Below are 14124 nucleotides of genomic sequence, written 5' to 3'. Positions count from 1 at the left end.
GCCGATCTTTCGAGCAAAGGATCCAATGACCTCCTCTTCCTCCTCTTCTTCTGCCCGCAGCCGCCAGCGCCTCCCCGAGAGCCTTCGGGCCGACGCCCTGATGGAAGAGGACGTCGCCTGGAGTCACGAGATCGACGGAGAGCGTGACGGCGACCAGTTCGACCGCTCCGAGCGGGCGTCGCTGCGCCGCGTCGCAGGCCTCTCCACCGAGCTCGAGGACATCACCGAGGTCGAGTACCGCCAGCTCCGCCTGGAGCGGGTCGTGCTCGTCGGGGTCTGGACGGACGGCACGGTGCAGGACGCCGAGAACTCCCTCGCGGAGCTCGCCGCCCTCGCCGAGACCGCCGGCGCCCTCGTCCTGGACGGTGTCATCCAGCGGCGTGACAAGCCGGACCCGGCCACCTACATCGGTTCCGGCAAGGCCCAGGAGCTGCGCGACATCGTCATGGAGAGCGGTGCGGACACTGTGGTCTGCGACGGTGAGCTCAGCCCCGGCCAGCTCATCCACCTCGAGGACGTCGTCAAGGTCAAGGTCGTCGACCGCACCGCACTGATCCTCGACATCTTCGCGCAGCACGCCAAGAGCCGTGAGGGCAAGGCCCAGGTCTCGCTCGCGCAGATGCAGTACATGCTGCCGCGGCTGCGAGGCTGGGGTCAGTCGCTGTCCCGGCAGATGGGTGGCGGTGGCGCCGGCTCCTCGGGCGGCGGCATGGCGACCCGTGGTCCCGGTGAGACCAAGATCGAGACCGACCGGCGGCGCATCCGCGAGAAGATGGCCAAGATGCGCCGGGAGATCGCGGAGATGAAGACCAGCCGCGACCTCAAGCGCCAGGAGCGCAAGCGCCACAAGGTGCCCTCGGTGGCGATCGCCGGTTACACCAACGCCGGCAAGTCCTCACTGCTCAACCGGCTCACCGGCGCGGGCGTCCTGGTGGAGAACGCGCTGTTCGCCACCCTGGACCCGACCGTGCGCCGGGCGGAGACCCCGAGCGGCCGGCTCTACACCCTGGCCGACACCGTCGGTTTTGTGCGGCACCTGCCGCACCACCTGGTCGAGGCGTTCCGCTCCACCATGGAGGAGGTCGCCGAGGCCGACCTCATCCTGCACGTGGTGGACGGCTCGCACCCCAACCCGGACGAGCAGCTCGCCGCCGTGCGCGAGGTCTTCCGCGACGTCGGCGCGCTGGACGTGCCGGAGATCGTGGTGATCAACAAGGCGGACGCCGCCGACCCGGTGCTGCTGCAGTCCCTGCTGCGCCGTGAGAAGCACGCGATCGCCGTATCCGCCCGCACCGGGCGGGGCATCGCGGAGCTGCTCGCCATGGTGGACGACGAGCTGCCGCGGCCCGCCGTCGAGATCGAGGCCCTGGTGCCGTACACGCGCGGTGCGCTCGTCGCCCGCGTGCACGCGGACGGCGAGGTGCTCTCCGAGGAGCACACCGGCGAGGGCACCCTGCTCAAGGCGCGGGTGCACGACGAGCTCGCGGCGGAGCTCGAACCGTTCGCGCTGGTCGCGCGCCGCTAGGCGGCACGCACGTACGAGGAGGGCCCGCCCCAGGCCGGGGGCGGGCCCTCCTCGTGTCCGGCGGCGGTGTCAGCCGCGGATCGCGTCGAAGACCTCCTCGGCCTCGGCGCCCAGATGCGGTCCGGCCAGCCAGCGCGGACTGTCCTGCGGACCGATGGAGGTGTTGCTGACCAGGGCCGGCTTCCCGCCGGGCCCCCGGGCGAACCAGCCGCCGCCGGAGGATCCCGCCGTCATGGTGCAGCCGAGCCAGTGCATGGTCGGTGCCCCCGGGTCCAGCGCGAGGCGGACCGGGTCGCCCGAGCAGTGGTACTGCTGGTAGCCGAAGCCGTCGAAGGGGGCCGCGGCGGGGTAGCCGCGGATGTCCATGGAGTCGATGCTGGCCGAGGTGGGCGCGTCGAACCAGACCGGCACCGACGCCCCGACGGTCTCCTCCAGCGACGTGCCGGAGTCCGGGTTGGTCACCTTCAGCACCGCGAAGTCGTAGGGGTAGGCGGAACTCGTCTCCGAGGACTCCCCGCCCCCGTCGATCCACTGCTGGGAGGTCCCCGCCTCCGTCGCCCACCACGTGCCGTAGGGGGCGAGCTGCTCCTTGGTGGCGCTCCGCAGCGCGGCGCCGCTCAGGCCCGTGTCGTTGAAGGACGGCACGAAGACGATGTTGCGGTACCAGCCGCCCTGGGCGCCGGCGTGCACGCAGTGCCCCGCCGTCCACACCAGGTTGCTGCGGCCCGGGTTGGCCGGGTCGCCGACCACGGTCGCCGAGCAGACCGCCTGGCCGTCGGGCATGTCGAAGAGCAGCTTGCCCGTCGCCGGGGAGGCCTCGTGGTACGGGGTCGAAAGGCGCTGCGCCCGGATCGCGGCGGGCTCGCGGTCGGTGGTGCCGTCGTCCACCCGCCCCAGGTCGGGCCGTTGCTCGTCGTCCGGGGTCCCGTCGGCGTTGCGGAGCCGGTCGGCGTCCCAGAGGTCCTTGATGACGGGATTGATGAAGTCGGCCGCGTCGCGCAGCCACTTGTCCTTGTCCCAGTCCTTCCAGCCGCCGTTCTTCAGCGCGTCGGCCCACTGGTCCAGGTCGTCGAGGCTGGTCGGGAGGGCTGTCGGCAGCTGGAGGCCGCCGTCACCGGCCGTGGCGCTGGGTGTCGGGCTCGGCTTGGCGTCGGCGTTGTCGTCGGACGGGCCGCAGGCGGTCGCGGTCACGACGAGCAGCGCCGCGGCGACGGCGGCCACGGCCAACCGGCTTATCGGTGCCATGGGTTGTGGTCCCCCTGTTGTGAACATGTCGTCTGCCCGCTCAAGGGCAACGCCTCACCGTGCCCTCGAAGGGAGGACGGCGGGTGCCGCACCCGCGGTTCCTCGCCAGGATCTCGGCCCGAGACAGTTGCCGGTAAGCGCGTGCGTCGTTGGTAGCTCCGGGGACGGAGCAGACGACACCGAGGAGTGAGCACGTGGCCGCCATGCCGAGCGCCAGGAGCCGACCGGCGGTGCACGAGGGCGAGTTCGACGACACCGAGGGCATCCTGCGGCGTCAGTCGGCGCGCGAGTCCGCCGCCCGCACCTACGCCCGCTCGCTGCCCGTCGTCCCCGTGCGCGCCCGCGGCATGACCGTCGAGGGAGCCGACGGCCGCCGCTACCTCGACTGCCTCTCCGGCGCCGGCACCCTCGCCCTCGGCCACAACCACCCCGTCGTCCTCGAGGCCATCCGCGCCGTCCTCGACTCTGGTGCCCCGCTCCACGTGCTGGACCTCGCCACCCCCGTCAAGGACGCCTTCACCACCGCGCTCTTCGAGACCCTGCCGCGCGAACTCGCCGACCACGGACGCATCCAGTTCTGCGGCCCGGCCGGCACCGACGCAGTCGAGGCCGCCCTCAAACTCGTCCGCACCGCCACCGGCCGCAGCGGACTGCTCGCCTTCTCCGGCGGCTACCACGGCATGACCGCCGCCGCCCTCGCCGCCACCGGGGACATCGCCGTGCGGGGCGCGGCCGGCGCCGTCGACGCCCGGATCACCCGGCTCCCCTACCCGTACGGCTACCGCTGCCCGTTCGGCGTCGGCGGGGAACACGGCGCCGAACTCTCCGCCCGCCTGACGGAGAACCTGCTCGACGACCCCAAGGGCGGCATCCAGCCCCCCGCGGGCATGCTCCTCGAACCCGTCCAGGGCGAGGGCGGTGTCATCCCCGCCCCCGACACCTGGCTGCGGCGGATGCGCGACCTCACCGCGGCCCGCGGCATCCCGCTCATCGCCGACGAGGTGCAGACCGGCGTGGGGCGCACCGGGACCTTCTGGGCCGTCGAGCACAGCGGCGTCGTCCCGGACGTGATGGTGCTGTCCAAGGCGATCGGCGGCAGCCTCCCGCTCGCCGTCATCGTCTACCGCGAGGAACTCGACTCCTGGCAGCCCGGTGCCCACGCGGGCACCTTCCGCGGCAACCAGCTCGCCATGGCCGCGGGCACGGCCACCCTCGCCTACGTGCGGCGCAACGGCCTCGCCGAGCGCGCCGCCGAGCTCGGTGCCCGGATGCTCGCCCGGCTGCGGGCCCTGGCCGCGGAGCACCCCTGCGTCGGCGACGTCCGCGGCCGCGGCCTCATGCTGGGCGTCGAACTCGTCGACCCGGACGCCGCCCCCGGCCCCCGGGGCGTCCCCCCGACCGCGCCCCGCCTCGCGGCGGCCGTCCGGCGGGCCGCCCTCGACCGCGGCCTCATCGTCGAACTCGGCGGCCGCGACGCCGCCGTGATCCGGCTGCTGCCCCCGCTGACGATCACCGAAGAACAGTCAGAAGCCGTCCTCGACCGCCTCGCCGACGCCCTCGTCGCGGCGACGGCGGTCCGGGCGTGACCTCGTGCCCACCGGCCCCGCCCCGGGGCGGACCGCACCGGGCGCCGACCCCTCACGGAGCGAAGCGATGACCGTACGTCCCGGCGACGAAGCCACCGTGGCAGCCGTCCCCCAGCAGCGCGCCGCCGCGGCCGAAATGCCGGGCCGGGCCGAACCGCCGGCCCACGCCGGGCTGCCCGGACCGTCCGCCCCGTCACCCGGCGACGACCCCCTGGAGCAGGCGGATCCGTGGGCCGCCGCCGACGCCGCCGGCACGGAGGCCCTGCTGCGCTGCTGGGTCCGCGAGACGGGGCTGCCACCGGAGCCGGACGGCCGCACCCTGCGCGTGCCGCTGCCCGCCGGCGGCGCGGAACTCCTCGTCCCGGTCCTGCACTGGTCGGCCGTCGGCCACCACCGTCTCGGCGCCCCGCGCCCCGCCGCCGGGGGCGCCGCACTGGACGCCGTCACCCTCGCCGCGCTGCTCGCACGGGAGGCCGCCGCGGCCGGTCCGGACGGTCCCGGCCTCGTCGCGCGGGTCGCCGACTCCGTACGCCAGACCGCCGCCTTCCTCTCCGCACGCCGCGCCCGCCCCGCCGCCCCCCGGGGGACCCACCCCTTCCTCGACTCCGAGCAGGCCCTCGTCCTGGGCCACCCGCTCCACCCCGCGCCCAAGGGCCGGGAAGGACTCACCGAGACCGAGGCCGTGGTCTACGCCCCGGAAACGCGCGGGGCCTTCGCCCTGCACTGGCTGTCCGTGCACCGCTCGCTGCTGGCCACCGACTCCGCCTGGACCGAACGCGGCCGCCCGGTCCCCGCCGAGCACCTGCTGGCGGCCCTCGCCGGACCGGAACTCGCCCGGCGGCTGCCCGCCGGCACCGTGGCCCTGCCGCTCCACCCCTGGCAGGCCCGCGAGGTCGCCCACCGCCCGGCGGTGCGCGCACTGCTGGAGGCCGGGCTGCTCCACGACCTCGGGGCCGCGGGCGACCCCTGGCACCCCACGTCCTCGCTGCGCACGGTGTTCCGTCCGGGCGCTCCCGCGATGCTCAAGCTCTCGCTGGCCCTGCGGATCACCAACTCCCGCCGCGAGAACCTCCGCAAGGAACTCCACCGGGGCGTCGAGGTGCACCGGCTGCTGCGGGCCGGCCTCGCCGCGCGCTGGCACGCCGCGCACCCCGGGTTCGACATCGTCCGCGACCCCGCCTGGCTGGCCGTCGGCACCGCCTCCGGCGCCCCCGTACCCGGCCTCGACGTCGTCCTGCGGCACAACCCCTTCGGCCCCGGCGACGAGGTGCGCTGCCTCGCCGGGATCACGGCCCTGCGCCCCGCGCCGGACGGGGGCGCCCTGCGGTCCCGGCTCGGCGAACTGCTGGGCCGGCTCGCGTCCCGTACCGGACGACCGGTGACGGCCGTCGCCACCGAGTGGTTCCTGCGCTACCTGGACGCCGTGGTCCGGCCGGTGTTGTGGCTGGACGGCGAGGCGGGCATCGCCCTGGAGGCCCACCAGCAGAACACCCTGGTCGTCCTCGACGCCCACGGCTGGCCGGCCGGCGGCCGCTACCGCGACAACCAGGGCTACTACTTCCGCGAGTCCGCGCGCGCCGGGCTCACCGCCCTGCTGCCCGGGGCCGGCGGGAGCAGCGACACCTTCGTGGCCGACGCCGTGGCGGACGAGCGCTTCGCCTACTACCTCGGCGTCAACAACGTCCTCGGCCTGGTCGGCGCCCTGGGTTCCCAGCGCCTCGCCGACGAACGGGTGCTCCTCGCCGCCCTGCGCCGCTTCCTGGAGCAGGCCGCCCGCACCGGCCGCTCCGGCCTGCCCGCACGGCTGCTGGCGGAACCCGGGCTGCGCTGCAAGGCCAACCTCCTCACCCGGCTGCACGGGATGGACGAGCTGGCCGGCCCCGTCGACACCCAGTCCGTCTACGTCACCGTCCCCAACCCCCTCACCGCCTGACGAGAGGAGGCCGCGACCACCGTGGCGACCGCCGACCCCACCCCCGCCCCCGTGTGCCCGCCCGCGACCGCCGACCCCCGGGACCCCGGTGCCGGGAACGCCGACGACACCCTCGACCTGGAACTGCCGCCCGAGCTCCGCGCCCTCCTCGACGAGGACGTCACCGCCGACGACCGCGCCGGCGGCCCGGCCCCGCTCGACGACCTCCTCGACGGCGTCGCCGACTGGGGGCCGGTCGGCACCCCCGCGGGCACCTTCCAGCTCGTCCCCGTACGCCCCGAGCGCGACCTCCCGGTCATCACCCACTGGATGAACGACCCCGCCGTCGCGGAGTTCTGGGACCTCGCGGGCCGGCCCGAGGTCGCCGAGCGGCACCTGCGCGCCCAGCTCGACGGCGACGGGCGCAGCATGCCCTGCGTCGGGGTCCTCGACGGGGTGCCCATGAGCTACTGGGAGGTGTACCGCGCCGACCTCGACGCGGTGGCCCGCTACTACCCGGCCCGCCCTCACGACACCGGGCTCCACCTGCTCATCGGTCCCGTCGCCGACCGGGCCCGCGGCCTCGGCGGCACCCTGCTGCGGGCCGTCGCCGACCACGCCCTGCGGCAGCGCCCCCGGTGCACCCGGGTGATCGCCGAGCCCGACCTGCGCAACACCCCGTCCGTGGCCGCCTTCCTCGCCGCGGGCTTCCGCTTCTCCGCGGAGGTCGAGCTGCCCGGCAAGCGGGCCGCGCTGCTGGTCCGCGACCGCACGCTGCGTCACGTCCTGTGACCGGCCGCGCCCGCGGGCGGGCGCCGGTACGTGCGGTGGCGACCGCGGTGTCAGTGCCGCCCCGTAGGCTGGATGCCCTATGACACAGCCCGCGAAGCCCGCCCTCACCGACCTCCTCCACGCCGCCGTCACCGCGGTCGGCGGAGTGGAGCGCCCCGGCCAGGTCACCATGGCCGAAGCCGTCGCCGAAGCCGTCGACAGCGGCTCCCACCTGCTGGTCCAGGCCGGCACCGGAACCGGCAAGTCGCTGGGCTACCTGGTGCCCGCGCTGGCGCAGGGCGAACGCGTCGTGGTGGCCACCGCGACCCTGGCCCTGCAGCGCCAGCTCGTCGAGCGCGACCTGCCCCGCACCGTCACCGCGCTGCAGCCGCTGCTGCGCCGCGAACCGCAGTTCGCGATGCTCAAGGGCCGCTCCAACTACCTGTGCCTGCACCGGCTCCACGAGGGCGTGCCGCAGGACGAGGGCGACGGGCTCTTCGACCAGTTCGAGGCCGCGGCGCCGACCAGCAAGCTCGGCCAGGACCTGCTCCGGCTGCGCGACTGGTCGGACGAGACGGAGAGCGGCGACCGCGACGACCTCACCCCCGGCGTATCGGACCGCGCCTGGCAGCAGGTCTCGGTGACCTCCCGCGAGTGCCTGGGCGCCTCGCGCTGCGCCTACGGCGCCGAGTGCTTCGCGGAGGCGGCGCGCGAGCGCGCCAAGCTCGCCGACGTCGTGGTCACCAACCACGCGCTGCTGGCCATCGACGCCCTGGAGGGCGCGCCCGTCCTGCCCAGCCACGAGGTGCTGGTCGTCGACGAGGCCCATGAACTGGTCTCGCGCGTCACCGGGGTCGCCACGGGCGAGCTCACCCCCGGCAGGGTCAACCGGACGGTGAAGCTCGCGGCCAAGCTGGTCAACGAGAAGGCCGCGGACGCCCTGATGAGCGCGTCGGAGGGCTTCGAGCGGCTCATGGAGCTGGCCCTCCCCGGGCGTCTGGAGGAGCTGCCCGAGGATCTCCGCTACGCCCTGATGGCGCTGCGCGACGCCTGCCGTCAGGTCATCACCTCGCTCGGCGAGACCCGTGACCGCTCCGTGCAGGACGAGGACGCCGTGCGGAAGATGGCCCTCGCCGCCACGGAGAACGTCCACGAGGTCGCCGAGCGCATCGTGGAGGGCTCCGAGTACGACGTCGTCTGGTACGAGCGCCACGACCGCTTCGGCGCCTCGCTGCGGGTCGCCCCGCTCAGCGTCTCCGGACTGCTGCGGGAGAAGCTGTTCACCGAGCGATCCGTCGTCCTGACCTCGGCCACGCTGCGGCTCGGCGGCGACTTCAACGGGGTCGCGGCCTCGCTCGGGCTGGCCCCGGAGGGCACCGTGGCCGCCGAGGGCGAGGAGGAGCCGCCGGTGTGGAAGGGCGTCGACGTCGGTTCGCCCTTCGACTACCCCCGGCAGGGCATCCTCTACGTCGCCCGTCATCTGTCGCAGCCCGGCCGGGACAGCGGCCGCGAGGACATGCTGGACGAGCTCGCGGAGCTGATCGAGGCCGCGGGCGGCCGTACGCTCGGGCTGTTCTCGTCCATGCGTGCGGCCCAGGGCGCCGCCGAGGTGCTGCGCGGCCGCATCGACCACCCGGTCCTGCTGCAGGGCGAGGAGACCCTGGGCGAGCTGATCCGCCGCTTCGCCTCCGACGCCCGCACCTGCCTGTTCGGCACCCTCTCGCTCTGGCAGGGCGTGGACGTGCCCGGGCCGAACTGCCAGTTGGTCGTCATGGACCGGATCCCGTTCCCCCGCCCCGACGACCCGCTGATGAGCGCGCGCCAGAAGGCGGTGGAGGACAGGGGCGGCAACGGTTTCATGGCGGTCGCGGCCACGCACGCGGCCCTGCTCATGGCGCAGGGCGCCGGCCGGCTGGTGCGGGCCTCCGGGGACCGCGGGGTCGTCGCCGTCCTCGACCCCCGGCTGGTGACGGCCCGCTACGGCGGCTTCATCAAGGCCTCGATGCCGGACTTCTGGCAGACGACCGACCGCAACCAGGTCCGCCGTTCGCTGGCCGCCATCGACGCCGCCGCCTCGGCGGCCGAGTGACGCCACCGGGCACCCCCGGCAGAGCACGACAGCAGCCCCGGCACACAACGGGGCCCCGGAACCGGCGCAGAGGTTCCGGGGCCCGGTCACGGGCGGGTCCTTGGCTCAGACCCGGCGCAGTACCGCCACCACCTTGCCGAGGATGGTCGCCTCGTCACCGGCGATGGGCTGGTACGCGGCATTGTGCGGCATCAGCCACACATGCCCGTCCTCGCGCTTGAAGCGCTTGACCGTGGCCTCTCCCTCGATCATCGCGGCGACGATGTCGCCGTTCTCCGCGACCGGCTGACGGCGCACGGTCACCCAGTCGCCGTCGCAGATGGCCGCCTCGATCATCGAGTCGCCCACGACCTTCAGGACGAACAGCTCGCCGTCGCCCACCAGCTGGCGGGGGAGCGGGAACACGTCCTCCACGGACTCCTCGGCGAGGATCGGGCCACCGGCGGCGATCCGGCCCACCAGGGGGACGTACGACGCGGACGGCTTGCCCGCGGTGTCCGTGGGCTGCGCCTGCGCGGAGTCGGAGGCGCGTACCTCGTAAGCGCGGGGCCGGTGCGGGTCACGCCGGAGGAAGCCCTTGCGCTCCAGCGCCATGAGCTGATGGGCGACCGACGAGGTGCTCGACAGCCCGACGGCCTGGCCGATCTCGCGCATGGACGGCGGGTATCCGCGCCGCTGGACGGAATCCCGGATCACCTCGATGACGCGCCTTTGGCGGTCGGTGAGTCCGGAACTGTCCGCCCGGATTCCTGGAGGTCGTCCGGGTAGCGCTCGCGCGGGCTTTGGCGTCTCGTCGTTCATCGCTTCCATCGGGCGTAGCCGGTCCTGGGGGCGGTCATGGGCGGTCAATGTGGCGCTGTCGGCGGTGGTGGTCACGGCGGCCCCTCTCGAGATGTTCTCCCTAGTAGGACAACGGTAGTTGCTTTCGAAAGGTTGCGCCAAACACACGTTCGAGTGAATTTGCGCGGATCCGGTGACGCGATCAAGGTGTAGATGGTATTGATCGAATATAATTTCGAATTCAGCCCGCATTCGGGATCCGAACGCCGTTTCCCCGGGCCGGTATTGCGGTGTCGCCCCGGTCCGCCCGCCCGGTTCCATGATGCGCGAGCCGTGACGATCCGTACACCCAGTGTGTCATCCGCGCCCCGGCTCTCCCGGGAGGCCGCGCGTCGCGTAGGCTCCCGTCCCGTCGGCGGGCCGCGACACGCGGTCCGCGCGATGGGTGCATATGGCCGCCACGCCACCAGATCTAGTGGTTGGATGGGGTCCAGCCCCCACAAGTAGTGGTCCCCGGGTCATCAAGCCCTCCCGGATCGCCTATGCTTGTGGCTGCTTCGCGGGGCCGTGACCGGCCCCTCGGGCTCAGAAGTCGTGCGCTCACCGTGGGTGAGGGAGGGAGAGGGAAACGATGCACTGCCCCTTCTGCCGACACCCCGACAGCCGCGTCGTCGACAGCCGGACCACCGACGACGGCACCTCGATCCGTCGTCGCCGGCAGTGTCCCGACTGCGGCCGCCGCTTCACCACCGTGGAGACGGCCTCGCTGATGGTGATCAAGCGCAGCGGGGTCACCGAACCCTTCAGCCGTAACAAGGTCATCGCCGGAGTCCGCAAGGCCTGCCAGGGCCGGCCCGTCACCGAGGACGCCCTCGCCCAGCTCGGGCAGCGCGTCGAGGAGGCGGTGCGCGCCACGGGCAGCGCCGAGCTGTCGACCCACGACGTCGGACTGGCCATACTCGGCCCGCTGAAGGACCTGGACCTGGTCGCCTACCTCCGCTTCGCCTCCGTCTACCGGGCCTTCGACTCGCTCGAGGACTTCGAGACGGCGATCGCCGAGCTGCGCGACCAGGGACCACCGGACGACACCGGTGGGCGGGACCGGGACGGAGCCGTCCCGACCGCCGCCGTCGCCGCAGAGTAGCGGCGGCACACCGGTACGAGACTTGCCGGGCACCCGGGGGTGTACCGGCCGTGAGAGACACAGACGCGGGAAGACCGCGGCGCTTCAGGGCGTTTTACCTGTAATGCCTGTAATGGGAGGCGGCACATGACAGAGACGACGAGCGGCCCGGCACGGAGCTCCCGAGCCAAGGCCGGCAAGGCGGCCGCGGCGGCTCCGGCCGCCAAGGGCCTGCGCATCGAGCGCATCCACACCACCCCGGGGACGCACCCCTACGACGAGGTGGCCTGGGAACGCCGTGACGTCGTCATGACCAACTGGCGCGACGGCTCGATCAACTTCGAGCAGCGCGGCGTGGAGTTCCCCGACTTCTGGTCGGTGAACGCGGTCAACATCGTCACCAGCAAGTACTTCCGCGGTGCCGTCGGTTCCCCGCAGCGCGAGAGCAGCCTCCGCCAGCTGATCGACCGCGTGGTCACGACGTACCGCAAGGCCGGCGAGGACCACGGCTACTTCGCGTCGCCCGCCGATGCGGAGATCTTCGAGCACGAGCTCACCTGGGCCCTGCTCCACCAGGTCTTCAGCTTCAACTCCCCGGTCTGGTTCAACGTCGGCACCGCCCAGCCGCAGCAGGTCTCGGCGTGCTTCATCCTCTCGGTCGACGACTCCATGGAGTCCATCCTCGACTGGTACAAGGAAGAGGGGATGATCTTCAAGGGCGGTTCCGGCGCGGGCCTGAACCTCTCCCGCATCCGCTCCTCCAAGGAGCTGCTCTCCTCCGGCGGCAACGCCTCCGGCCCCGTCTCCTTCATGCGCGGCGCGGACGCCTCCGCCGGCACCATCAAGTCCGGCGGCGCCACCCGCCGCGCGGCCAAGATGGTCGTCCTGGACGTCGACCACCCCGACGTCGAGGCCTTCATCGAGACCAAGGTGAAGGAGGAGGAGAAGATCCGCGCCCTGCGCGACGCGGGCTTCGACATGGACCTGGGCGGCGACGACATCGCGTCCGTCCAGTACCAGAACGCCAACAACTCCGTCCGCGTGAACGAAGAGTTCATGAAGGCGTACGAGAACGGCGAGAAGTTCGGCCTGCGCGCCCGGATGACCGGCGAGGTCATCGAGGAGATCGACGCCAAGGCGCTGTTCCGCAAGCTGGCCGAGGCCGCCTGGGCCTGCGCCGACCCCGGCATCCAGTACGACGACGTCATCAACCACTGGCACACCACGCCGGAGACCGGCCGCATCACCGCGTCCAACCCCTGCAGCGAGTACATGCACCTGGACAACTCGTCCTGCAACCTCGCCTCGCTCAACCTGATGAAGTTCCTCGACGACGACGGGAAGGGCAACCAGCGCTTCGACGCCGTGCGCTTCGCCAAGGTCGTCGAGCTCGTCATCACCGCGATGGACATCTCCATCTCCTTCGCGGACTTCCCGACGCAGAAGATCGGCGAGACCACCCGGGCCTTCCGCCAGCTGGGCGTCGGCTACGCCAACCTCGGCGCGCTGCTCATGGCGACCGGCCACGCCTACGACTCCGAGGGCGGCCGCGCGCTGGCCGGTGCCATCACCTCCCTGATGACCGGCACCTCGTACAAGCGCTCCGCGGAGCTCGCCGAGGTCGTCGGCCCGTACGACGGCTACGCCCGCAACGCCACCGCCCACAAGCGCGTCATGAAGCAGCACTCCGACGCCAACGCGGTCGCCACGCGGATGGACGACCTGGACTCCCCGGTCTGGGCCGCGGCCACCGAGGCCTGGCAGGACGTCCTGCGCCTCGGCGAGAAGAACGGATTCCGCAACGCGCAGGCCTCCCTGCTGGCCCCGACCGGCACCATCGGCCTGATGATGGACTGCGACACCACCGGGATCGAGCCGGACCTCGCCCTGGTCAAGTTCAAGAAGCTGGTCGGCGGCGGCTCCATGCAGATCGTGAACAACACGGTCCCGCAGGCCCTGCACCGCCTGGGCTACCAGCAGGAGCAGATCGAGGCGATCGTCGCCCACATCTCCGAGCACGGCAGCGTCATCGACGCGCCCGGCCTGAAGTCCGAGCACTACGAGGTCTTCGACTGCGCCATGGGCGAGCGCTCCATCGCGCCGATGGGCCACGTCCGGATGATGGCCGCGACCCAGCCGTTCCTGTCCGGCGCCATCTCCAAGACGGTCAACATGCCGGAGTCGGCGACCGTCGAGGAGATCGAGGAGATCTACTACGAGGGCTGGAAGCTCGGCCTGAAGGCGCTCGCGATCTACCGCGACAACTGCAAGGTCGGCCAGCCGCTCTCCGCCAAGAAGAAGGCGGACGAGAAGAAGGCCGAGACGGCGGAGGCCCCCGCCGCGGTCGAGAAGGTCGTCGAGTACCGCCCGGTCCGCCGCCGGCTCCCCAAGGGCCGTCCGGGGATCACCACCTCCTTCACGGTGGGTGGCGCCGAGGGCTACATGACCGCGAACTCCTACCCGGACGACGGTCTGGGCGAGGTCTTCCTGAAGATGTCCAAGCAGGGCTCGACCCTCGCGGGCATGATGGACGCCTTCTCCATCGCCGTCTCCGTCGGCCTGCAGTACGGCGTGCCGCTGGAGACCTACGTCTCGAAGTTCACCAACATGCGCTTCGAGCCGGCCGGTCTCACGGACGACCCGGACGTGCGGATGGCGCAGTCGATCGTCGACTACATCTTCCGCCGCCTGGCGTTGGACTTCCTGCCCTTCGAGACCCGCTCCGCCCTCGGCATCCACTCCGCCGAGGAGCGCCAGCGCCACCTCGACACGGGCTCGTACGAGCCCGCCGCCGAGGAGGTCGACGTCGAGGGCCTGGCGCAGTCCGCCCCGCGCCAGACCGAGGCGCCCAAGCCGGCCGCCACGGCCAAGCCCGAGGTCGTCGCGGTGACCCCGGCGCCGAAGACCGCGCACAACTCCACGGAGCTGCTGGAGATCCAGCTCGGCCTCAACGCCGACGCCCCGCTCTGCTTCTCCTGCGGCACGAAGATGCGCCGCGCGGGCAGCTGCTACCTCTGCGAGGGCTGCGGCTCCACCAGCGGCTGCAGCTGATCCCGGGCGGTCGTCACCCGAAGGTGCCCGCGAGGGGGATCC

Annotated in this window: 9 protein-coding genes; 7 read left to right on the top strand and 2 right to left on the bottom strand. The window is 72.7% G+C overall.

The genetic code is table 11. From position 1 onward, the window contains the following. Positions 1–25 precede the first annotated feature (25 nt). A complete protein-coding gene (gene hflX, locus PV410_RS30820; protein ID WP_500329038.1) occupies positions 26–1525 on the top strand; it encodes a GTPase HflX in 1500 nt (499 codons plus the stop codon). Between the two features lie 69 nt (positions 1526–1594). Here hflX and PV410_RS30815 read toward each other — a convergent pair whose 3' ends face one another. After that, entirely contained in the window at positions 1595–2770 is a 1176-nt protein-coding gene (locus PV410_RS30815) for a trypsin-like serine peptidase (RefSeq protein WP_500329037.1), read from the bottom strand. A gap of 203 nt (positions 2771–2973) precedes the next feature. On the opposite strand from PV410_RS30815, the gene PV410_RS30810 reads away from it, so the two are divergent. The 4 genes from PV410_RS30810 (at position 2974) to PV410_RS30795 (ending at position 9128) form a co-directional block, all read left to right on the top strand. Continuing rightward, entirely contained in the window at positions 2974–4356 is a 1383-nt protein-coding gene (locus tag PV410_RS30810) for a diaminobutyrate--2-oxoglutarate transaminase family protein (RefSeq protein ID WP_500329090.1), read from the top strand. A gap of 67 nt (positions 4357–4423) precedes the next feature. Continuing rightward, positions 4424–6289, top strand: coding sequence for an IucA/IucC family protein (locus PV410_RS30805; protein WP_500329036.1), 1866 nt, complete (start codon positions 4424–4426; stop codon positions 6287–6289). Positions 6290–6310: 21 nt separating this feature from the next. Beyond that, positions 6311–7060 carry a GNAT family N-acetyltransferase gene (locus PV410_RS30800; protein WP_500329035.1) on the top strand — a complete coding sequence of 250 codons (750 nt, stop codon included), beginning with the start codon at positions 6311–6313 and terminating at the stop codon, positions 7058–7060. A 79-nt stretch (positions 7061–7139) separates the two neighbouring features. Next, positions 7140–9128 carry an ATP-dependent DNA helicase gene (locus PV410_RS30795; protein WP_500329034.1) on the top strand — a complete coding sequence of 663 codons (1989 nt, stop codon included), beginning with the start codon at positions 7140–7142 and terminating at the stop codon, positions 9126–9128. A 105-nt stretch (positions 9129–9233) separates the two neighbouring features. Here the strand turns inward: PV410_RS30795 and lexA are convergent, their stop codons facing one another. Next, on the bottom strand, positions 9234–10004 hold the full coding sequence (gene lexA / locus PV410_RS30790; RefSeq protein WP_499514419.1) for a LexA family protein: 771 nt from the start codon (positions 10002–10004) through the stop codon (positions 9234–9236). 535 nt (positions 10005–10539) lie between these two features. On the opposite strand from lexA, the gene nrdR reads away from it, so the two are divergent. After that, positions 10540–11052 (top strand): transcriptional regulator NrdR, encoded by a 513-nt coding sequence (gene nrdR / locus PV410_RS30785; RefSeq protein WP_499514420.1) that lies wholly within the window; start codon positions 10540–10542, stop codon positions 11050–11052. 126 nt (positions 11053–11178) lie between these two features. After that, positions 11179–14082, top strand: coding sequence for a vitamin B12-dependent ribonucleotide reductase (locus tag PV410_RS30780; RefSeq protein ID WP_500329033.1), 2904 nt, complete (start codon positions 11179–11181; stop codon positions 14080–14082). Positions 14083–14124: the final 42 nt, after the last annotated feature.

Source organism: Streptomyces sp. PA03-5A (genome assembly GCF_033792725.1).
GTDB lineage: Bacteria > Actinomycetota > Actinomycetes > Streptomycetales > Streptomycetaceae > Actinacidiphila.
This window is presented reverse-complemented; position numbering and strand designations above follow the sequence as displayed.

What these genes read in the sequence shown, in the direction of transcription:
- hflX (WP_500329038.1), top strand. Translation starts at nt 26, where the DNA reads ATGACCTCCTCTTCCTCCTCTTCTTCTGCCCGCAGCCGCCAGCGCCTC.
- PV410_RS30815 (WP_500329037.1), bottom strand. Translation starts at nt 2,770, where the DNA reads ATGGCACCGATAAGCCGGTTGGCCGTGGCCGCCGTCGCCGCGGCGCTG.
- PV410_RS30810 (WP_500329090.1), top strand. Translation starts at nt 2,974, where the DNA reads ATGCCGAGCGCCAGGAGCCGACCGGCGGTGCACGAGGGCGAGTTCGAC.
- PV410_RS30805 (WP_500329036.1), top strand. Translation starts at nt 4,424, where the DNA reads ATGACCGTACGTCCCGGCGACGAAGCCACCGTGGCAGCCGTCCCCCAG.
- PV410_RS30795 (WP_500329034.1), top strand. Translation starts at nt 7,140, where the DNA reads ATGACACAGCCCGCGAAGCCCGCCCTCACCGACCTCCTCCACGCCGCC.
- nrdR (WP_499514420.1), top strand. Translation starts at nt 10,540, where the DNA reads ATGCACTGCCCCTTCTGCCGACACCCCGACAGCCGCGTCGTCGACAGC.
- PV410_RS30780 (WP_500329033.1), top strand. Translation starts at nt 11,179, where the DNA reads ATGACAGAGACGACGAGCGGCCCGGCACGGAGCTCCCGAGCCAAGGCC.